The sequence below is a fragment of the Bdellovibrionota bacterium genome, from assembly GCA_040386775.1.
Lineage (GTDB): Bacteria > Bdellovibrionota > Bdellovibrionia > Bdellovibrionales > JAEYZS01 > JAEYZS01.
In genome coordinates, this window is the sequence record JAZKEU010000019.1 from 66,019 (window position 1) to 87,139 (window position 21,121).

24 protein-coding genes are annotated in these 21,121 nt (G+C 38.1%); 14 read left to right on the forward strand and 10 right to left on the reverse strand.

Annotated features, from left to right (window positions below; translation table 11 throughout):
* The first annotated feature begins 16 nt into the window (after positions 1–16).
* The 6 genes from V4596_12940 (at position 17) to V4596_12965 (ending at position 3,712) form a co-directional block, all read left to right on the forward strand.
* A complete protein-coding gene (locus tag V4596_12940; GenBank protein ID MES2770043.1) occupies positions 17–415 on the forward strand; it encodes a hypothetical protein in 399 nt (132 codons plus the stop codon).
* 68 nt (positions 416–483) lie between these two features.
* Complete coding sequence (locus V4596_12945) at positions 484–777, forward strand: hypothetical protein (protein MES2770044.1); 294 nt, start codon at positions 484–486, stop codon at positions 775–777.
* A gap of 154 nt (positions 778–931) precedes the next feature.
* Entirely contained in the window at positions 932–1,720 is a 789-nt protein-coding gene (locus tag V4596_12950; GenBank protein ID MES2770045.1) for a DUF4423 domain-containing protein, read from the forward strand.
* Between the two features lie 110 nt (positions 1,721–1,830).
* Positions 1,831–2,943, forward strand: a complete 1,113-nt coding sequence (locus V4596_12955; protein ID MES2770046.1) for a hypothetical protein — start codon at positions 1,831–1,833, stop codon at positions 2,941–2,943.
* Between the two features lie 82 nt (positions 2,944–3,025).
* Complete coding sequence (locus V4596_12960) at positions 3,026–3,415, forward strand: hypothetical protein (GenBank protein MES2770047.1); 390 nt, start codon at positions 3,026–3,028, stop codon at positions 3,413–3,415.
* A gap of 21 nt (positions 3,416–3,436) precedes the next feature.
* A complete protein-coding gene (locus tag V4596_12965; protein MES2770048.1) occupies positions 3,437–3,712 on the forward strand; it encodes a hypothetical protein in 276 nt (91 codons plus the stop codon).
* Positions 3,713–3,753: 41 nt separating this feature from the next.
* Here V4596_12965 and V4596_12970 read toward each other — a convergent pair whose 3' ends face one another.
* Positions 3,754–4,002, reverse strand: coding sequence for a helix-turn-helix transcriptional regulator (locus tag V4596_12970; protein MES2770049.1), 249 nt, complete (start codon positions 4,000–4,002; stop codon positions 3,754–3,756).
* A gap of 77 nt (positions 4,003–4,079) precedes the next feature.
* Here V4596_12970 and V4596_12975 point away from each other — a divergent pair, with 77 nt between their 5' ends.
* The 3 genes from V4596_12975 (at position 4,080) to V4596_12985 (ending at position 7,031) form a co-directional block, all read left to right on the forward strand.
* Positions 4,080–4,829 carry a S24 family peptidase gene (locus tag V4596_12975; protein ID MES2770050.1) on the forward strand — a complete coding sequence of 250 codons (750 nt, stop codon included), beginning with the start codon at positions 4,080–4,082 and terminating at the stop codon, positions 4,827–4,829.
* 61 nt (positions 4,830–4,890) lie between these two features.
* Positions 4,891–5,577, forward strand: a complete 687-nt coding sequence (locus V4596_12980) for a response regulator transcription factor (GenBank protein ID MES2770051.1) — start codon at positions 4,891–4,893, stop codon at positions 5,575–5,577.
* Between the two features lie 32 nt (positions 5,578–5,609).
* Positions 5,610–7,031 (forward strand): ATP-binding protein, encoded by a 1,422-nt coding sequence (locus tag V4596_12985; GenBank protein MES2770052.1) that lies wholly within the window; start codon positions 5,610–5,612, stop codon positions 7,029–7,031.
* 10 nt (positions 7,032–7,041) lie between these two features.
* On the opposite strand, the gene V4596_12990 is transcribed toward V4596_12985, so the two are convergent.
* Complete coding sequence (locus V4596_12990) at positions 7,042–7,419, reverse strand: hypothetical protein (protein ID MES2770053.1); 378 nt, start codon at positions 7,417–7,419, stop codon at positions 7,042–7,044.
* 651 nt (positions 7,420–8,070) lie between these two features.
* Positions 8,071–9,117, reverse strand: a complete 1,047-nt coding sequence (locus V4596_12995; protein ID MES2770054.1) for a methylated-DNA--[protein]-cysteine S-methyltransferase — start codon at positions 9,115–9,117, stop codon at positions 8,071–8,073.
* Between the two features lie 178 nt (positions 9,118–9,295).
* On the opposite strand from V4596_12995, the gene V4596_13000 reads away from it, so the two are divergent.
* The 3 genes from V4596_13000 (at position 9,296) to V4596_13010 (ending at position 12,787) form a co-directional block, all read left to right on the forward strand.
* On the forward strand, positions 9,296–10,597 hold the full coding sequence (locus V4596_13000; GenBank protein ID MES2770055.1) for a TolC family protein: 1,302 nt from the start codon (positions 9,296–9,298) through the stop codon (positions 10,595–10,597).
* A gap of 131 nt (positions 10,598–10,728) precedes the next feature.
* On the forward strand, positions 10,729–11,550 hold the full coding sequence (locus tag V4596_13005; protein ID MES2770056.1) for a trypsin-like serine protease: 822 nt from the start codon (positions 10,729–10,731) through the stop codon (positions 11,548–11,550).
* A gap of 22 nt (positions 11,551–11,572) precedes the next feature.
* Positions 11,573–12,787: a hypothetical protein gene (locus V4596_13010; protein ID MES2770057.1), complete on the forward strand. Its 1,215-nt coding sequence runs from the start codon at positions 11,573–11,575 to the stop codon at positions 12,785–12,787.
* Between the two features lie 41 nt (positions 12,788–12,828).
* On the opposite strand, the gene V4596_13015 is transcribed toward V4596_13010, so the two are convergent.
* From V4596_13015 to V4596_13040, 6 genes are all read right to left on the reverse strand, one after another.
* Positions 12,829–13,554: an ABC transporter ATP-binding protein gene (locus tag V4596_13015; protein MES2770058.1), complete on the reverse strand. Its 726-nt coding sequence runs from the start codon at positions 13,552–13,554 to the stop codon at positions 12,829–12,831.
* Positions 13,554–14,360, reverse strand: a complete 807-nt coding sequence (locus V4596_13020; protein ID MES2770059.1) for an ABC transporter ATP-binding protein — start codon at positions 14,358–14,360, stop codon at positions 13,554–13,556. The genes V4596_13015 and V4596_13020 overlap by 1 nt, the downstream gene beginning before the upstream one ends.
* Positions 14,357–15,391 (reverse strand): branched-chain amino acid ABC transporter permease, encoded by a 1,035-nt coding sequence (locus V4596_13025; protein ID MES2770060.1) that lies wholly within the window; start codon positions 15,389–15,391, stop codon positions 14,357–14,359. Before V4596_13025 ends, V4596_13020 begins: the two co-directional genes overlap by 4 nt.
* Positions 15,391–16,302 (reverse strand): branched-chain amino acid ABC transporter permease, encoded by a 912-nt coding sequence (locus tag V4596_13030; GenBank protein ID MES2770061.1) that lies wholly within the window; start codon positions 16,300–16,302, stop codon positions 15,391–15,393. The genes V4596_13025 and V4596_13030 overlap by 1 nt, the downstream gene beginning before the upstream one ends.
* A 36-nt stretch (positions 16,303–16,338) precedes the next feature.
* The gene (locus V4596_13035; GenBank protein MES2770062.1) at positions 16,339–17,514 is read right to left on the reverse strand and encodes an ABC transporter substrate-binding protein; all 1,176 of its coding nucleotides are present in this window, start codon (positions 17,512–17,514) and stop codon (positions 16,339–16,341) included.
* Positions 17,515–17,661: 147 nt separating this feature from the next.
* Positions 17,662–18,672, reverse strand: a complete 1,011-nt coding sequence (locus tag V4596_13040) for a fumarylacetoacetate hydrolase family protein (protein MES2770063.1) — start codon at positions 18,670–18,672, stop codon at positions 17,662–17,664.
* 58 nt (positions 18,673–18,730) lie between these two features.
* Between V4596_13040 and V4596_13045 the strand changes: the two genes are divergently transcribed.
* A complete protein-coding gene (locus tag V4596_13045; protein ID MES2770064.1) occupies positions 18,731–19,516 on the forward strand; it encodes a DUF455 family protein in 786 nt (261 codons plus the stop codon).
* On the opposite strand, the gene V4596_13050 is transcribed toward V4596_13045, so the two are convergent.
* Positions 19,513–20,400 carry a hypothetical protein gene (locus tag V4596_13050; protein ID MES2770065.1) on the reverse strand — a complete coding sequence of 296 codons (888 nt, stop codon included), beginning with the start codon at positions 20,398–20,400 and terminating at the stop codon, positions 19,513–19,515. The genes V4596_13045 and V4596_13050 overlap by 4 nt on opposite strands.
* Before the next feature lie 45 nt (positions 20,401–20,445).
* Here V4596_13050 and maiA point away from each other — a divergent pair, with 45 nt between their 5' ends.
* The gene (gene maiA / locus V4596_13055) at positions 20,446–21,102 is read left to right on the forward strand and encodes a maleylacetoacetate isomerase (GenBank protein MES2770066.1); all 657 of its coding nucleotides are present in this window, start codon (positions 20,446–20,448) and stop codon (positions 21,100–21,102) included.
* Positions 21,103–21,121 lie beyond the last annotated feature (19 nt).

Below are 21,121 nucleotides of genomic sequence, written 5' to 3' on the forward strand. Positions count from 1 at the left end.
TCTAAAAGGATTTTTTATGAAAAAATTAATGTTATTAACCTTGTTATTGTCTTCGGTTTCTTTTGCAGCAGAGCACACGCCTATGTCGCCAGAAGAATTCGAAGCTATGTCGAAAGCGCCATTTTTTATTAGTGCGATGAGTACGTTAACGCGTGAGTTAGGAAAAAATGCGCGGTGCAGTTCTGGTTTAAATGAGTCCGAAAAATTTAAAAAAGAATTTCCAGATAATAATTGGGAGGAAGTATCTTCAGTAGAAGGAGATGTTGCGCGCAGAACAATGGTGCAAGGCTGTAGATCAGTGGTTGATGGGAAGCTCGCTATTGTTAAAGTTGTTGGCTTTTTTAAAGAAGGGAAGAATGGTCTCGCACTCAATGTAACATCTGTAGAAGTAGAAAGAAACTACATCCTCGAATAGTCCTAGAATTCTAATATCAATATAAATTAAAGCCAAGGATGGCTTCATAAATAACTTTAAGGAAATTTATGCGAAAATTATTACTAAAAGCGATATTTACATTTTTTCTATTGATGTCTTCTTTTGCGCAGGCAGAAATTTTGGTGAAAAACGAGGTTGTTAAAACATATGCTTTTTCATCAGTATGTTCTTGGGCAAAAGATGATCTCAAGCAAAAATTAATAGCAAAAGCAAAAACTCTAAACGCAGAGTCTACATACGTTATTGAAATGGATACCTACTGTAAGTCCAACTCGGGTAGTCCTTTTCAATCTAAAGAAGTCACAGGAAGAATTTTTGAGTTGGAAAAAGTAAATCCCTAGTACCCTAACCCACGAAAAACCAAAGCCACGGACGGCTTGATCTTTTTTAAAAAAATTACATAGGTTAAATTCAATTTAACTGTTCTGAATAATTCTCGAACACTTTGTTCTAAATTACCTTTTCGTTTAGCAGAAACAATTCTATGTTCGCACCATGCAAAATCAAAACATGGTTAAACATTTACAAGAACTTTTTTTAGAGAAGTGTAGAAAGAATGAAAACTACTCATTGCGTGCTTTTGCGCGAAGCTTATCTATTCCGCCTTCTTCTCTTTCAGAAATTATAAACGAAAAAAGAGCTCTCACAGAAAAATTGAAGAAAAAAATCGGTCTGGCCTTAAATATGACCCCGGCACAGATTAATTCTTATCATGGAAAACGTCATGGTAACACTTCCAAAGATAAAGTTGATGATGTGGATTATAAGCAACTTTCTCTAGATTCGTTTTGTATAATTTCTGATTGGTATCACTATGCAATTCTGCAACTTATTAAGACCAGAGACTTTACAAATGAGCCGGCATGGATTGCTAGTAGGCTTGGTCTAAAGGTGACTCAAGTGAAGCTTGCACTTGCGCGATTAAAGCGTGTCGGCATTATTGAATCGGACAACCAAAATAATTTGAAAGATCTTACAGAAGGATCGACTACTCATTTAAAAATTAATTTTACAAATGATGAATTACGAAGCTTCCAAATAAAAGCTCTAGAAAAAGCTATTGATTCTCTAAAGAGAGTCCCCATCAATTATCGCGATAACACATCTATGACTATGGCGATCAATAAGAGTACTTTGCCCGAAATAAAAGATGAAATTAAAAAGTTTCGAAGACAGTTAACAAAAAAATTCGAGTCCTATGAAAATCCTGATGAGGTTTATCAGTTGGCTATTTCTATGACTCCTTTAACAGAAATTACAAAAAAAGAGAGAGGTAATTCATGAACAAAATAATGAAAGTTATAACCTGCAGCTTAATGGCTGCATTTTCGAGTATATCCTACGCCGGCAATGAGGGCGGCGGCGGCGGCGGATTTCTGTATCCAGATGGACGCGTGGAATTGTTGGATCTTGTAGAGGCTAGAACTCCTAAAAATGAAGGGGGATTTAGTGAAAAAGGCTGGTCCGTTGTCGAATCTAATCAAGATGTTGATATTCAGATACAAAGAGCATTCGCCAGATACAAAAGATATATATCACAAGGTGGAGATTATGAAGCTGGCCTAAAACACTTTGATCTAATTTTAGAGCAAATGGAAAAGGCTCTTAAGATTATGAAGCCCATTGGAAAGCAGGCAGAGTTATTTTTTCCAGGTGATGCAGAGCTCAAGTTTAAATCTAAGGGTAGCAAAGAGATTGGAATAGCTCTTTGGGACACAGATTTTAATGGAGAGGAAGTACTATGGTATGATTCTAACTATTTTAATAAAATGAACAATACTCATAAAGCAGCATTAATGGTCCATGAAGCTATTTATAAAGCTGCAAGATTAAGGGGAGACAAAAATTCGAAATTTGCAAGGCGTATGGTGGGTTATCTTTTTTCTAATGAAGATGAGAAAAAAGCGGGGGTAGACCTATCTGACGATAGGGTAACGATGAGTTTTAATTGGATTTCCGGAGTGCAATGTGATGCTAAAATTAATGTTTTTAAAGATAAAGAGATAATAAAGACATTAGAGGTTTCACCAGAAAATTCTAAAGTAGAATTTATTGTGAATGTGAAGGATCTATTGAAAGATGGAGAAGTCCAAGTTAGTACAGAAATGAGCCGTTACTTTTTACCAGAAAAAAATACCGCAGAACCAGCAAAATTAAGACTGCCATGCGTCCTTGATTTGAAGTATGTGCATACATCTTCTGGCATTAGAATTAGATCAGGTACCGTGACCCTTTCTAAAGAACAGCTAAGACAGCCCAAAGAAATTTTTGAACACCAATATCATTATTCAGGGAAAGCTCCTGAGCACATAGCAAAAGAAAATTATGAAAAATCTTTCAGAAATATTCAATTTCAATGGAATTCAGGAGAGAGCCAAAGCTATGGTTTTTTCGGAGAATATAGTTACGTACGTAAAAAAGAACTATTCGGTGCAAGAACGTACGATATAGACGTTGTCTATCAGCCATTTCATGATTATCCAGCAGAAATGAATTTTTACGATTAGCTAGTTCGAATTAAAAAATGGATAAGAGCATCCTCCAATAAGTGATGCTCAGTTTAAAAAACAAATCTCAAGGAGGTTTTTTATGAAAAAGTTAATTTTAATGGTGCTAATGATTTCCGCGACGGCATTTGCGTACGATGATGGAGTTCTTTCTGAAGAAGAATTTATAGCAATCCAATACGGTATTGATGCTATTATAGATCCGGTAATGGATGAGATGGGGAGTGGAGTGCAATGTTCAAATAGTTTGGCCCACAGTAAAAAGTTTAAAGAAGTATTTGGCGACCCTAAAAATGATAATTTCGTCCCAGCTGGTAATAATAAATCAAGAAAATATAAAACAATGGTGTATGGTTGTGTGACCACAAGCAGTAATAAATTAGCTGTGGTTAAGGTGAGCGGATTTCTTACTAAGACTAAGAGCGATCTAAAATTTCATATTGAGTCCGCAAAAATTCAAAGAAATTATTAATTTGTATAGAAAAGGTGATTTATGAAAACAATTTTAATTGTTCTATTTCTTTCCTCCGTGGCACAAGCAGAAATTTTGGTGAAAAACGAGGTTGTTAAAACATATGCTTTTTCATCAGTATGTTCTTGGGCAAAAGATGATCTCAAGCAAAAATTAATAGCAAAAGCAAAAACTCTAAACGCAGAGTCTAGATACGTTATTGAAATGGATACCTACTGCAAATCCAACTCGGGTAGTCCTTTTCAATCGGAAGAAGTCACTGGAAGAATTTTTGAGTTGGAAAAAGTAAATCCCTAATACTTTAACCCCACGAGAACCAAAGCCAAGGATGGCTCGATCTATTTAAAAATCTTTTTGTAAGGAATAAGACTTTCTCTTACCAGAAAAGAGATGAACTGTTCTTCCGGTATCTTGAGCGTTTTTTGAATTTTACGTAAATAATTAAGGGGCGGCCTTGAGGCACCTCTTTCCCAGTTTGCAATGAACTGGGATGTACATCCTAGCTTGCGTGATAAGTATCTCTGAGTGATTTTGGATTTCAGCCTTGCTTTTCTGATGAATATACCTAAATGTTCATTATCTTTCACAAAACCCCCTTTCCGTATAAGATATTTTTATTCCTTATAAGGAATAAAATCAAATTTTATTTGATTACCATGAAATAATGAGAAAAACAAAACGCAGTTCCCGATACAAAAACCCTGCTTTTCAGCTTGCTTTGGGTGCTCATTTTAAAAAGATTAGAATCAAAAAAGGCTACTCCATTGACCGACTGTCGAAAGAAGGGGAGCAGATAAGCCCTGCGGCGATCCAGCGCTTAGAAACCGGACAAGCCGATGTACAAGTTTCTTTGCTTTATCGTTTGGCAAACATATTAGAAGTGTCTCTTCTGGATTTTTTCAGATTTGACTATTTAAAAATTAGGGACAGTCAGGATCTTATTATACCTTTTGAAGATGGTGAAAAGCCTCCTAAAAATACCATTCCATTTTATACCTTAGAGGTTGCTGCTGGAATTTTTAGCAGTGAAACGGAGTCTGTAAACCCCGCAGGTTGGATTGAGCTTAACAAGAAGGGATCTTTGAAAGATTATTTTGCTCTTCAGATCTCCGGGAAATCTATGGAGCCCACGATCAAATCAGGATCCATTTGTTTATTCAAAAAATATTCTGGCGGAAGTCGAAATGGGCAAATCATGTTAGTACAAGCGAGGGGAGTTTCGGATTCTGAGCATGGGGGAAAGTATGTTATCAAAAGGTATCAGCGCATAACACCGGTTCAGGATTCTGCCTCTCGAAAGAATGTGATCGTGCATCTGTTGTCAGACAATCCTAGTTTTTCTCCCATCGTTTTAAAAAATATTTCTGAAGAAGAAATCTCTACACCAGCCGTTTTTGTCGAGGTCTTGAGTTAGGAGTTTGTTAGCGGGGTAGATTGGGATTTACTTTTTAAATTTCATCTGTCACTAATAGATTATGGGAAATATCAAAATCCTCGTAATTGAAGACGAAAAAGACATCAACGATCTTTTGGCACTTCAGTTGGGGCGAGAAGGTTATGATATTGACCAAGCCTACGATGGTCAAACCGGCCTAACAAAAGCACTTCAAAATGATTACGAAGTTTTAATTTTAGATTGGATGTTGCCCGGTATGAGTGGCATCGATATTCTTAAGCAAATTAGGCTAACAAAAAAAAGTGATAAGCTGGCGGTTATAATGACCACCGCCAAAGGTCAGGCTGATGATGTTATCTCAGGTCTAGATCATGGTGCTGATGATTATCTGGCAAAACCTTTTGAAATGGGTATTTTAAAGGCCAGAGTGAAGGCGGTTTTAAGAAGATCGCCTATGATATCCAAGTCAGATGAAAAGATTCTTAAGATCGGTGGGCTTGCGATCAATCAAAACGAACACACAGTCACTTGTCAGGGTCAAAAAATCGATCTCACTATTTCTGAATTTAAACTCCTCTCATCTTTAATTATAAATACAGGCAAAGTTTTATCGAGAAAAGAGCTTATAGCTGAAATTCAGGGAGATGGGGTAACTGTCATCGACCGTTCCATCGATACGCATATGGTCGGTTTAAGAAAGAAGATCGGCGCGTGTTCAGACCTTATTAAAACTGTGCGCGGTGTGGGATACAAAATAGAAGCTTGATGCCTTTGAGGAACCCCTGCTAAAATTTATCAATGTCACAATCAGAATCTTTTAAAATCTATAGTGTGCAAGCTATTCGAAGTTATTTTTTCTTCTTTATTGCTCTTGTGCTCGCTTTAATTGTTTTTTATTTTAGCATGAATGACTTTGTTCATGCCAAAGATCGATTTCAAATTTATTATTTATTTTTTTCCACTGCCGTGATGGTAATTTATTTTGCGGCAGGTGTTGGCGTTTATCGTCAAGTGTTCTTGCCTTTACCTCAAGTCTTAAGAAGAATTCAGGACATTAAGAATTATCAAAAAGAAAATGAAAGCGAAGATTATTTTGCATCTCTTCCGGACTTCTGGAACCTCATCGAAGAAGAGGTTATTGCGGTGGCTAAGGCCGTGGGCCGTAGGCAAAAACAAACAGAAAGAATTCGTAAGGCCATTGAACAAATTCTTAATGTATTTCCAGAGTCCACATTGGTTGTCGATCAAGACAGTAAAATCAATTATTCCAATAAAGCATTTAAAAGAACGTTCTTGGCATCTCGATCCGAAGAAGATTCTTCAGATGTATTCTTGCACGATATTTTTCGAGAACCTCAGGTGCTTTCGTTGGTTCAGGATCAGTACAATTCAGGCACCGTAAAAAAAGAAGTTCAAGTGGCGCCCATCCATTCAGATGTAAAGAAGCACTTCATTATATTTAAAACTCCGTTTGCGATGAAAAATGATGATGGCTCAAGAGAGCAGATGATTATTTTTCACGATATCACTACAGCTAAAAAAACCGATCAGATGAAAACCGATTTTGTATCTAATGTTTCTCATGAATTGAGAACTCCACTCATGTCGATTCAAGGCTACGTGCAGACTTTGAAAGAAGATATCAAAGCAAAAAAATTTGAACACACAGATAAGTTTTTTGAAATTATTGAATCCCACGTAGAGAGGCTGACCTTTCTTATTAATGATCTTTTAGAGCTTTCATATCTAGAGTCTGATGTGAGCATCGAGAAAAAAGAATTAGACCCAAAGAATCTTACGCAAAAAATATTACGACAATTCAGCCTGGATTTAGAAAAAGGGGAGTACGTAGCACGTGACATTTACAATGTTCCGTCTTTCAAGGGTGAAGGACGCTTGATAGAGCAGGTGTTGATCAATCTTGTGCAAAATACATTGAGGTACACACCGCTCAAAACAAAAATCGATATTGAATGGAACAAAGTCGGAAATCAGACGATACTCAATTACAAAGATAATGGCCCAGGAATTTCTGATGAACATTTGGGTAGAATATTTGAAAGATTTTACAGAATTGATCCGCACAGATCGCGTGCGCGCGGTGGAACTGGTTTGGGACTTTCAATCGTAAAGCATATTATGCAAAGGCATGGTGGCACGGTACAAGTGAACTCAAAGCTCGGACATGGCCTTGAATTCAAATGTATTTTTCCAGAGTAAATTTAGATTTCTATTCTGCTTTCACTTTGACTTTAAGTTTAGCTTCAGAAGTGCAAGTCGTAGTTACGCTTTCTGATTTTTCACACTTTGGTGTTCCGCAATTTAAAGAAATAATTTTACTGTCTTTGTTGTGCTCTTTAGTTTCCGCTTTCCACTCATCGCAAGCTTTTTTCCAAGAAGCTCTTGCTGCTTTGGATAAGCTTTCTGGTTCCCCAGAAATATCCGAGCTTTCTTCAACGATTTCGTATTTTTTTTCATCTTTTTTATCTCCAGTTGTAATGGAAATGTTTGTTTCTTTTTCTTTATCCAACTGAATATCTTTAATATTCGCAGTTTGCGCAAAAGAGTTTAAAGCAAATAGTGTCGTTACTAGAATAGCGTATTTCATGGGTCCTCCGTTAATGATTGAGCCGTAACAAGTGGCTGTAACAATCGAATATGGTATGCGCTGAAAAAAGAAAAAGAAATGTAAATCCAAGTGCCGCGCTGTTTCTGGCCTAGCAAGAATTGCTGCGTTAAGCTGTTTCCTTCTCAATGTAATCTCAATAAAGCACTGACTTAATGGCTGACTATCTATTTTTAAACTTCTTATTTTCGGATTTTAATTCGCTATTCGGACATAATTTGTTCTGTTAAAGAATCTATTGAATTATATCTAGGCTCTTAAAATGCAAGAAGGAAGCTTGCTTAGCAAGTTCCCTCCTTGGATGAACCTCATTTGTTCCACAAACAAAGGAGGCCCGAATGAATAAACAACACAACCTGTTGATTATTATTCGGCATATTTTAGAGATTATTAAATCTGTCCTTTGGGTAGTTTTTATAGTCTTGAAGATTTTTAAAGTTCTTTAGATTGGAGTTAAGTTCAAACTCCTGGACTAATTAATTGGGTAAAGCCAAGAAGGCTTTAAATCTGGAAAAAGATGAAGTTTACTGAGGGAACTTGTCTAAGCGCTACAACCTCCTTTTATTCACAAAGTTTATGCTTTCAAGCGACATGCACATTGGTCAAAGAGTATTTTTGTTGTAAACAACCGACTTATTTTTCGGCTTTCTTCTTTTCTAGATCCAATAAGAATTTTTTGCGTTCAAGTCCGCCGGCATAACCAACAAGCTTACCATCAGATCCAATGACTCGGTGGCATGGAATTACAATTGCGATTCTATTTTCGCCATTTGCGCGCGCCACGGCTCTTACGGCATTTTTATCACCTATAGCGATGGCTTGGTCTCTGTAAGATCTTGTTTCACCGTAAGGAATAGCTTCAAGCATCTTCCAAACTTTCTTTTGAAAATCTGTTCCCGGAACAGAGAGAGGAATATCAAACTTGGTTCTTTTTCCCGTGTAATATTCATCGAGTTGTTTTTTTAGTTTTTCAATGTGCGGTGATGATGATGTCACGATGGGTGCTTCGAATCTTTTTTGCAGAGTTTTGATTTGCGTTTCAAAACCTCTGCGGTCCGTGAACTCTAGAAAACAAATTCCATCTTTTACCGCACAAGCAATCATAGGTCCAAGTTGCGTAGTAATTTGGTAGGCATGAATCACATCTTTATTTGTGGTTTTGCTTGGATTTGTGCCCGTTAATTTTTTAAAAGCTTCCGTGAATCCACTTAAAGATTCATATCCACTATCAAAAGCTGCGTCGATCACTTTGCCTCCTTGGGTAAGATGTCCAAATGCATTTCCCAGACGAATAGACCTCAAATAAGCTTGGAAAGTCATTTTATGATTGGCTTTAAACCAGCGTCTCAGTCTATTGGGATCAATCTTATGTTTTCTGATTTCGTAATCTGTAAATCTTGATGTGGGATCATCCTTGATCTGCTTCATCAAAGGCTTCATCCACTCTGGAAAATCTCCTTTAGGAGTCATGGGCTTGCAAACCTTACAAGGTCTAAAGCCATGAGCCAGGGCTTCCTTTGTACTGGGAAAGAAATCCACGTTTTTACGTTTTGGTTTTCGGGCGGTACAAGTTGGCCTGCAGAAAATCCCTGTTGTTTTAACGCCCACAATGAATATACCTTCAAAGGAGCTGTTTTTCTCTAGTAAAGCCTTGTATTTTTGATCATCGGTCAGTCTCATGGGCCTAACTTAAGCAAAAAATTGCTCGCTCACAACCGATAAATTATCACCTAATTTTTTTATGCTTTAGTAGATATTATCCTGGAACTATTTCCAATGAGAGGACAAGTCCGATCAATTCGGGTACGTTTCCTTTATAACTTACTTTTCAAGCATACAGCGTAATTTTAGAGGATCTATGAGAACAGTATATTTCTTATGTCTTTTTATCGTTCTCACTTCAGCCAATTCCTTCGCAATTTCTCTTCAAGAGGCCATTCAAATTTCGTTTAAGAAAAATCCAATCACGCAAGCCAATGACCTACGTTTAGATGCGGCTAGAGATCGCGCCCGCGGTGCCAAGCTCGATATGCTTCCTTCTGGAAATTTAACGTATTCCCGGGGCATTTCAAAATACAATGGTGTAAGAGACGGAGTTCATAGTTCTGGCGAAAACAATAGTGGTGGTTGGAATATAGGGGCTTCCGTGAATCTCTTCAGAGGCGGGGCAGATCTGAATAGGGCTAGAGCTGCACAAAAAGATGTGGAAGCTTTAGAGGCGCAAAATAATTCTACCAACGCACTCATTCCGGATACAAAAGGATCTTTAGCCAATGAAATTTTCGCGGTTTACACGTCACTGGCTTATAACTTAGAGCAAATTGCATTTCTCAAAAAACAAAAAGAAAATTTAAATACGCTTTTTGATTACATTCATGATGAAAACCAAAAGAATGAAATCAAAAATACTCTTCGCAGTAACGAAAACGAGATGACTCGTGTTTTAGGAAATCTCAAAAGAAATTCTATGACGTATGAATATTTAGTAAAAATGCCTTTTCCGTCGAGAGTAGATAACTTTGAAGAAATGGCGCAATCTCTGGTGATTTCTGATTCCGCGGAAGAATCCATTCAAATCGCTCGCGCCAAAAGTCCCGACATCAAAGTTGCTCAAGCCTTTTTAGAGAGTTCTGAATACCGCAAGAAAGCTCAACTTGCCGATGCTTTTTCACCGCGCGTGGATTTGAGTTTCAATCGTGGTCAAAATTATGTGGATGGTGATGGCTCTTCGTCTCGCAATACAGGAAACTCTGTTTACCTCACTGTTTCGGTTCCATTTGGAGCTTCAAAATTTGCCTACACTGCAGCGACAAGAAAAGAAGTGGAGGCGAGAGCCAAAGATCTCGACAAAGAGTACGAGCGCTTGGCCCATGAAATTCAAAACTATTATCTAAAACTTGAAGGCTTTAGTGATTTGGTTGATGGATACAGAGGGGCTTTGCAGAAAGCTAATTCTGATTTGGAAGAAATTTTAAAGAAAGCCCAAAACAATGAGACGATTGACTTTCAATATACAAAATCTATTTTTGAAAACCAAGCCAATCAATTCTATCACTTAACAGACAATTTAAATTTTGTGGTCGAAATGAAGTTCGTTATCCAAAGAGAAATTGGAATTCTTTTTGAGAATACTCACGCCCAAGCGACTCAGTTGAATTAATTTATCTATGCCTTTCGGCGCCTAGACTTTAGTCGGGCGAGTGGCTTTTGCTTGAAGCAACTCATCATTGCTAAATAATTTGACAGACTTTCTTTTTGTAGGAAGCCTGTTATAGGCAAAGGTGAGGCAAAATGATAAAAAAAATTTTATTTTTAGTGGTATTGGTATTTTCGATTTCTAGTTACGCTAGTTATGAAAAAAGATCTGGTGATCTTAATATTATCAAAACCAGAATCGTGGGTGGCAAGTCAGTGAGTGAAACTGATTTGGAGGCAAAATCGACAGTGGCGATTTATGGAAGGTCTACACACGGAGAAAAAGGTATGTATCTCTTTTGTTCTGGCACACTTCTGCATAAAAAATTAGTATTAACTTCCGCCTCCTGTTTTGAAAGAAAAGATATTGAAAATTTATACATTGGTTTTGGAACTCAAATCACTGACAAATTTAAATCCCCAAAAGTTAAACTTATCAGTATTAAAAAAGTACACGTGCATCCCGATTTTCCTGATCAATATTATCCAGATATGGCAGTGGTGGAAATGGCAGAAGGCGCTCCTGAAAAATTTATTCCAGCAGAGCTTGTTCGAGATCTATCTCTACTAAAAATAGGATCGGACATTTCTCTGGCTGGTTATGGCGTCAATCGTTTGGATGACTATAAAAGCAAAGCTAAAAATTTAGCAAAAATTCAAGTGAAAGTGGATCAGATATATGCTGACTACAATATGTTTTCATACAATAGCCAAGGGGCTTGTCGCTATGATGATGGTGGGCCTGCCTATTTGAACCAAGACAATAAACTAAAATTGATGGGAGTCATTCATGTGTCTTCGGATTATTCTGTGTGTAGAAAATTCGGTGCACTTGGATCTATACCACATTTGGCTCCATGGATTGACCAGGTGGCAGAGAGTATTTTGGGTGAATCATTGGTAGGAAAGCTGGATTAAAATTTTATTCTTTGAGGTAATTATGTTGAGAAAAATTTCTTTTTTTATTTTAGGTATTTTTATATTGAATTTGTCTAGTGAGCTTTTCGCAGCGGATATAGATCTGTCAGATATTCAAAGAGTGCTATCTGCGAATCCCAAGAGCGTAGAAGAATTTTTAACTCAGCTCCCAGAGTCATATAAGTCTAGATACAATCTTCAGAAAAAAGGTAGAGGACTTCAAGAGGCTTCGATGAAGTATCCTCGAGCGATTGTGTTTGGTGATACAGCAAAAACAATTATGACATTCAATGGGCATCCTTCTCAAAAAAAATTCAATGAGATTGAAGTTATGACCTATGATGAACTGCTGAAAAAATATGAATTTCGTGTTATAAATTTTCAAAATTCAAAGGCGACTCTATCTGAAAAAAATCCTGCCGTATGTATGAAGTGTCATTTGGATTCGCGTCCTCAATGGGATGACTATCCTGATTGGATAGGAATGTATGGTCAGGAAAACGACAGAATGACAGATGAGGAAATTGCCAATCTCAAGTCAGAGGAATATAAAAATAACCCTAGATATTCAGCTTTACCAGTACACAAGCGTCTAACAACTCCTCCGCTTGATCACTTGAGACCTCGCTTTAATGCTGTTATGGGTATTTACATAAAGTATCGTTGGGGAGTTTCTGCGGCAGAAATTGTTAAGCAGTCTGGAGTTATAGGTAAGGTTCCTAGCGGAGCTATCTTTTCAGTCCTTGCATGTTATCCGGCTTTAATTGAAGCTGCAGGTGGTGATGAGGGATTGATTTTCGGTGAGAGGTTAGAGCTATATTTAAAAAAACAACTTACCGTAGCTAAAACGGCTTATCCGAATGAGTTTGAAGAATTTAAAACTCATTATGATTCACTTAAGACAAAAAGAGAAAAATTCTTTTACGCTAGCCATTTCGTTCTACAGGGAAAGAATTTTTTAGACTCTAAACGGAGCATAACTTCCATTTCTCCTGAAATACACATTACAGATTCTTCTACGGGTACGATGCATGTTGGTGACACGATATTGGCTAACCTTATACCTTTCCTGCCGAATTTACAGCACCTAGAGTCTGAGTTGGTTAAATATTGCGATAAAATAAATTGCGGCAGCGGTACAACGCAAAAGAATTATGACAAGATAACAAAATTTATAAAATATGAAACCCTAGAAAAAAATTGTTACCAATGGATTGATAGTCCGAACATCTACTAATGCGTCCAGTCGCCAAAAGCGACTAAGCGCCTTTTGGTTTGTTACTCGCCGAGGTAAGCTTTTCTAACCTGGTCGGAGCTTAGAAGATCTTTCGAAGTGCCCTCGAGAACAACGTGACCTGTTTCCAGGACGACGCCTCTATGAGAGATCTCTAAAGCTTGTAGGGCGTTCTGTTCTACCATGAGAACAGTTTTTCCTTCTTTATTGATCTTAACGATAATATCAAAAATTCTTTCGATAATTTGTGGTGCTAAACCAAGGCTGGGTTCGTCCAATAATAAAATTTTAGGATGAGCCATCAATGCTCTGGCGATAGTTAACATTTGCTGTTCGCCACCAGAAAGAGTTCCGGCATTTTGCTTTCTTCTTTCTTTTAATCTTGGGAACAATTCAAATGCGTGTTCTAGATCCGCTTTTAAAGTCGATTTGTTTTTTTGGGTCCAAGCACCGAGGTCTAAGTTTTCTTCTACTGATAAGTTTAAGAATATCCCTCGACCTTCTGGGCATTGAGAGATTCCGCGCTTAACGATTTCATCTGGAGCAAGACCATTAATAACTTCGCCATTGAAAGTAATTTTACCAGATGATTTTGAAATTCCAGAAACTGCTCTAAGACTTGTAGATTTACCAGCGCCGTTTGCACCGATCAAAGCAACGATTTCGCCTTCTTTAACAGAAAAGCTTACACCCTTGATAGCTTGGATAACACCGTAGTTAACAGATACATTTTCTAAAACTAAAAGATCTTTTTTTGTATTTTGTGACATTATTTTTGATCCTTGTTCTTTTTATCTTTAGCCTTACCGAGGTAAGCCTCAATCACTCTTGGATCATTTTGAATTTCAGAGGGCAATCCTTCCGCGATTTTTATACCGTAATCAAGCACTGCAATACGCTCGCAAATTCCCATTACAAGTTTCATATCATGTTCAATCAAAACAATTGTGATTCCGAATTTGTCTCTGATGAGTCGAATAGTATCCATTAAGCTTGCAGTTTCTTGAGGATTCATACCGGCAGCAGGTTCATCCAGCAAAAGAACTCTTGCACCTGTAGCCATTGCTCTTGCGATCTCTAGTCTTCTTTGATCTCCGTATGGAAGATTTTTAGCAAAAATATCTTTTCTGTTTTCAAGTTTAAAGATCGAAAGTAAATCACAAGCTTCTTTATTTTTCTTAGTTTCATTTTCCAAAACCGAATTCGCTTGGAATACAGTTTTTAAAAGTCCGTATCTTGGTCTTTTAATATCTTGATCCATTGAGATCATGATATTTTGTAGAACCGTAAGATCCTTAAAGAGTCTGATGTTTTGGAATGTACGAGCTAAACCTTTACTTGTGATCTGATAAGGTTTTTGACCGGCAAGTTTATTGCCGCAAGTGTTCACTTCGCCCTCTGTCGGTGTGTAAACCCCAGTTAGCATATTGAATACTGTCGTTTTTCCGGCACCGTTTGGCCCGATCAATCCAAAGATTGATTTTTCAGGAACAGATAAAGAGAAATCATTTACGGCTTTAAGACCACCAAATTGCATAGTTAAGTTTTTTAATTCTAAAGCAAGTGGGCTACTCATGATTTGCTCCCAACTTTGTCAGATTTTTTTCTGTAACCGAATTTCTTTTTTAAATCAGAAATGATTTCAGGAAGTTCTCTTGTTCCAAAAATTCCATTCGGTCTTGTTAACATGAATATAATCAAAAGAAGTGAGTAGATGATCATTCTTAAATCTACGCCGGTGTATTCCTTTAGATCTCTCAGCACTTCTTTTAGTGCAGTCAGTAGAACTGCAGAGAAGATTGAGCCAGTGATACTTCCCATACCACCAAGAACAACGATGATTATGATTTCAAAGCTACGGTTAAAGTCGAAAGTTTGTGGATTTAAATATCTTAAGTAGTGACCAAACAATGCTCCAGCAATACCGGCAAAGAATGCGCCGATCACGAAAGCTTGAACTTTTGTTTTTGTAGTATCAACGCCCATAGATTCAGCGGCAATTTCGTCTTCACGAACCGACATGAATGCACGGCCTTGAGAGGATTTAATCAATTGCCAAATGGTAAACGTCGTTACCACGGCAACCGTATAAACCCATGCAAAGGATGAAAGCTGCGGAATACTTGGTAAACCTCTAGCGCCCCCAATGGCGTCTACGTTGAGGATAATTACTCTGATGATCTCACCAAATCCAAGAGTCACAATGGCAAGATAATCACCACGCAATCTTAAAGAAGGAAGACCTACAATATAACCAATAAGAGCTGCACCAAGACCAGCAACGATCAATGCGCCGACAAATGTAAATTGAGATAAAATAGGATCATGTGAAAATTCTGGCGGAAGATTCATAAAGATGAACGCAGATAAATATCCACCTACCGACATGAACCCAGCGTGACCCATTGAGAACTGACCCGTGAATCCGTTAATTAAATTTAAACTTACTGCGAGCGTGATGTTGATCCCAGCGTACATGATCACTGAAAAAATATACGGATCAACCATGTCTTGAATAAAGAAATTCAAAATCCAAACTGCGACAACCGCAGCACCCCAACCACCGAAAGATTTAAATCGATCTTTTTTCTGTAATGTAAGATCCATTACACTTTCTCCGTACGCTTAGTTCCGAAAAGACCCGTAGGCTTATAGAGAAGAATTAAAATCATAAGAATAAATGCAAGAGCATCTCTGAATGTTGGAGCCCAATAGCCCACAACAAGTGCTTCTGCTAATCCAAGTACAAGTGCACCAACAACGGCGCCCACAACGTTTCCGATTCCACCAAGAACGGCAGCGATAAAGGCTTTAAGGCCTGGCATCACGCCCATCAAAGGTTCGATCTTTGGATAAACAAGTCCAACTAATACGCCAGCAGCACCAGCAAGTGCTGATCCTAACATAAATGTATAAGAGATTACTCTATTCGTAGGAATTCCCATAAGACTTGCATTATCGTGACTGAAGCTTACAGCTCTCATCGCGCGACCTAGGCGTGTCTTAAAAATAATAAATTGAAGAGCAATCATCAAACAAACGGAAATACCCAGTACGATAGTTTGCAGAGGATTGATTTTTAATTCTCCAAAACTCCAAATCCCGCCTTCAGCGCTAGATTTATAAAGTTCTGGAAAGAATTGTGGTGAAGACCCGAATACCAATTGTCCTGAGTATTGTAGAAATAATGAAACACCTACAGCAGTGATCAACACGTTGATGCGCGGTGATCCTCTTAGCGGACGGTAAGCTAGTTTTTCAATTAAGAAGCCCACGATAGCACAACCCACCATTGCTAGTGTCATTGCGATCAGGAGAGATCCGATGGAAGGATTCTCTGCTAATTTTAAATAAACAGAAGAGTACATTCCGATGAATGCTCCAACCATATAAACTTCGCCGTGAGCGAAGTTTATGAGTTGGAGAATCCCGAAAACCATCGTGTAACCAATTGCGATCAATGCATAAATACTACCTAGCGAAAGTCCATTTACTAAGTGCTGTAGAAATTCAGTCATCTAAAATACCTTTCGATCTTTATATTTTCTAAAGGATTATGGAGCTACTGTAGTTTGGTATTTGAAACCATCTTTATCAACACGAAGAACAACAGCTGATTTCACGGCGTCTCTTTTTTCGTTGATAGTGATTTTTCCAGTTACACCTTGGTAGTCTTTAGTTAAAGCCAATTGGTCTCTGATTTCTTTAGTTGTTAGGCCAGGAGACTTTTTCATAGCTTCAAACAATACTTTTGCAGCATCGTAACCCATAGCCGCTAAACCGTCTGGAATAACTTTGTAGTCCGCTTTGTATTTTTTGATGAAATCTTGTACGTAAACAGCTTTGTCTTCGTGAGAGTAATGGTTTGAGAAGTAAGAACCTTCGATTGATTTTCCACCAATTTCAGTCAACTTCGGAGAATCCCATCCGTCGCCACCCATAAGTGGAACGTTAAGACCTAATTCTTTAGCTTGTCTAGCAACTAAACCAACTTCTGTGTAGTAACCAGGAACGAAAACAGCTTCTGGTTTCTTTTCTCTGATTGCAGTCAATTGAGCTTTGAAATCTACGTCACCAGCTGAGTATGATTGATCAACTACGATTTCTCCGCCACCAGCTTTGAAAGTTTCGATGAAGTAGTTAGCAAGACCAACTGAATAGTCGTTACGAACGTCTCTTAAGATCGCAACTTTTTTAACTTTCAATGTATCTAAAGCAAACTTTGCCATCACTTGTCCTTGGAAAGGATCGATGAAGCAAACTCTAAAGATATAATCTCCAAGAGCAGTCACTTGTGGGTTTGTAGAAGATGGAGAAACCATTGGAATTCCGTATTGCTGAGCGATTGGTGCCATTGCAATAGATCTTGATGAAGCCACTTCACCTAAAACTGCTACAACTTTATTTTGTGTGATGAGTTTTGTGATCGCAGTTGCTGCTTCTTCAGGTTTACCTTGGTTATCCAAAGTAGTAAGTTCGATTTTTTTACCGTTGATACCACCAGCTGCGTTTTGTTCTTTGATCGCAAGTTCGATACCGTTGTGCGTGCTAGTTCCGAAAGTTGCTTCGTTACCAGTTAGTGAACCGACTTCACCGATTTTGATTACGTCGCCTTCTACTTTCGTAGCGCCGCCAGTTGAAGTTGTTGTGTCGCCTTCTTTTTTGCAACCAAATGTCAGCATTGCTGACACAATGATAAGTGCAGAAAATAAATTTCTTTTAGATGCCATTTCTAAGCTCCCTCTTTGATATTAATAATGATCTTATTTTAAGATTAAAAACCAAAGGCGAAGTATGGTTCTACGGGGCCCAGAATGTCAATAATATCGGGGGGCTCAGAAACAGAAGTCGCCTATGGCTCGATGTGTCAGTGGCTCTTACTTATGAGTAGGATTAAATTTTCTTACCTTCTGTAGGATTGTCCCGAAAAGATTTTCACTATCGGCATTGAACATTTCGATTTTGACCGTATCGCCCTCTTTCATAAAGGGTGTGGAAGCCTTCCCCGTTTCGATGGTTTCGATCATTCTTTTTTCGGCTAAGCAACTACTACCCGCGGCCGGATTTTCATTCGATACAGTTCCGCTACCTACGATGGTTCCTGCGCCGAGGTTTCTAGTGAGAGCAAGATGTTCAATGATTTGGTAAAATGAAAAAAACATTTCGTTGGCGTTGGGTTTTCCAAAAAACTTTCCGTTGTAATCGGTGTGAAGCGGAAGATGAACCTTTCCATCTTGCCATGCGGAACCTAATTCATCAGGAGTTAAGGCGAATGGTGCAAAACTTGAAGAAGGTTTTGATTGGTAAAAACCAAATCCACGAGCAAGTTCTTCCGGAATTAATCCCCTTAAGGATACGTCATTGATAATTACGATAAGTTTAATGTGTTTTGCTACGTCTTGAGCCTTTGTTCCCATAGGAATAAAATCAGTGATGACTCCAACTTCGCTCTCAAAATCTAAACCGTGTTTTTCATCCACTAATGGAATGTCTTCTCTTGGAGCTAAGAAAGTGTCACTGCCTCCTTGGTAAACCAAAGGAACAGTATGAAGATCTTCGGGCATTGGTGCGTTTCTAGCTTTTCTAACTAGTTTAATGTGATGAACAAATGCCGACCCATCGACCCAGTGAAATGATCTTGGAAGAGGTGAGTGGAATTGAGTTTCATCCACTTTAAAAGAATTTGCGGCTTTTCCAGAGTTTAGGTCTTTGTAGATTTGTTCTAACTTTGGAGAAGTTTGATCCCAATTTTCTAGAGCCTCACGGATTGAGGGAACGATTTGATCGACCTTAACCGCAGTTTTGTTATCTTTACTTACAACAACAGGTACGCCATCTAATTTTGTCGGGCCATCTTTTTTAGTATCTTTTAAACTTCCTAGTTTCATCTTCACCTTTTTTCAGCCAAAGGCTGACATGATCATACCTAACATGCTATGAAGCCTTATGCAATCAACGCTCGATGTATCAAATGTATTTCAAAAGCTATCTTCTATTGAAGAAAGCTGTCAAAAGGCTCTTATGGGTTGGATCAAAGTTGTTCCAACGACGCCTGCGCGCGATATCGAAGTGTTAAATGTTAGACAGCATCCGCCAAAGAAAGGTCTTTCATTTGAGGAAGGGCAGGCAAGGCTTCTTCATGATCTAGCAAACATTGAACTTCAAGCTATGGAATTGGGATTGAGAACTCTTATTGAATTTCCTGATGCTCCAAAACAATTCAGAGAACAATTGACGGAAATCACTTTGCAAGAAGGTTCACATTTAAAAATGTGCCTAGAAGGAATCGAAAGATTGGGATTCAAATGGGGACACTGGCCTATTCACGTTGCTCTTTGGAATGCGACTTCTGATGAAGATTCCATATTAGATCGTATTCTCATAGTGCATAGATATTTAGAAGGCAGTGGATTGGATGCTGGGGAAACAATCATGAATCGCCTGGCCAATACGCATGCGCCATTGGTTACGCCCACGTTGAGAAAAATTTTTGATGATGAAATTGCGCATGTGCTTTTTGGATCTCATTGGTACAAAGAAATTTGCAAAAAATTGGAAATTGATCCGGAATATGATTTTCCAAATAGACTGCAAGCCATTGCTCATAAAGTTCCTAATCGTTTAGAAAAAATCGCTATAGAACTGCGTAAAAAAGCTGGCTTTGAGGACTTTGAAGTGAAGGCGCTTATGGATTTTCAAATTCAGCAGAAAACCTTTATGGGAAAAATTTAAATGCTGAAAGAGAATAAAAATTTATCCGCATCAATCGTATTGAAGTGGTGAATACCTAATGAAATTTGATTGAACCATTTTTTATTTCTGACGTAAGTTACCGTACCTCCAAAACCATAGTAGGCTTTTTCTAATTCGAAAGCTGTTTCCTTCATTTTTCCAGCGCCGGCGGTAAATGCCCAATTGGAATTTAGAATGTAATTTAAATCGACGATGTATTCGCTATTTGTATTTTGCTTCTCAAATATTTCATTGAGATCCTTGTTTTTAGAAGAAAGAGCAACGCTACTGAAGTTTACGCCCAGACCCAAGGGTAAGCTCTCAAAAAAGTAATTCAATACCAAAGTAGACCAAGTGTAAGTGATTTCTGCATCATTGAAAGTTCCGCTGGGTAAAGTGATCGGCGTAAGAAAATGACTCTTCATTCTTAAGATACTGAAGGCATAGGCAACTTCGAAGTTTTTAAACGAAAAAAGATTCCATTTCAGGTTCATATTGCTCAAGTGCTCAGAGGTTCCTGGCTCTCCAGCGTTATCATTTTCAAATAGATAAAATAAAGGCACAAATCCAATTTGCATTCCATTCCAGAGACCCATGGATAAAGAGTTCATTAAAAATCCATCAAATCTAGCTCCTGGGAATGGCTCGTAGGCCATTCTATTTCCCGGGAGAGTGGGCGCTGGAGTTGCTAGATGAGAATAAAAAACTCGCTCATAGCAAGGTGTGGAATCATAGAGCTTTACAGTATGAGTTCTAAAGTAACGAGTCAGATTATTGCCTGTTTGATCTGAAGATCTTAAGAAATATTGCTCCAAGTCTTGGGAATACGTAGGGATGACTAATGTCATAAGAATAAAAAATAAAAAAATGTTTACGGCTCTCATTGGAATCATGTTAAAACAAATGCTACATAGTGAGAAGGAATTAATATGAAACCTATCCTTTATTCGTATTTTAGAAGTTCTGCGTCTTATAGAGTGAGAATTGCTCTCCATTTGAAAGAAATTGATTTTGATTACCAGGCTGTACATTTAATTAAAGATGGTGGTCAACAAAATGCCTTGAACTTCAAAGCGGTCAATCCGATGGGACAAGTTCCATGTTTAGTGGATGGAATGAATGTCATTGCGCAAAGTATGGCGATCATTGAATACATCGATCACAAATGGCCCAAGAATCAACTTTTCCCAAAAGATATCGAAACCAGATCTCAAGTGGTAGAATTCTGCGAAATTATCAACTCAGGGATTCAGCCATTGGTGAATTTAAAAGTACGTCAGACTTTAGAAAAAGATTTTAAAGCGACTGAAGAGCAAGTTAAAAAATGGATGACGATGTTTATGGGGCAAGGCTTTGAAGCAATGGAAAAAAAACTCGCAAAGCATGGTGGGCAATATTGTTTTGGAAATCAAATTTCAGCAGCGGATTTATTCTTGGTTCCTGCAGTATATGGTGCGATCAACGGCGCGGGTTTGAATATGGATCAGTACCCTCTATGTAAAAAAATTAACGAAAATCTTCTTAAGCTTGAAGCATTCAAAAAATCTCATCCTCAGAATCAACCAGATTCTCCTCTGGAGAATTGAATCAACCAGCCTCCAATGG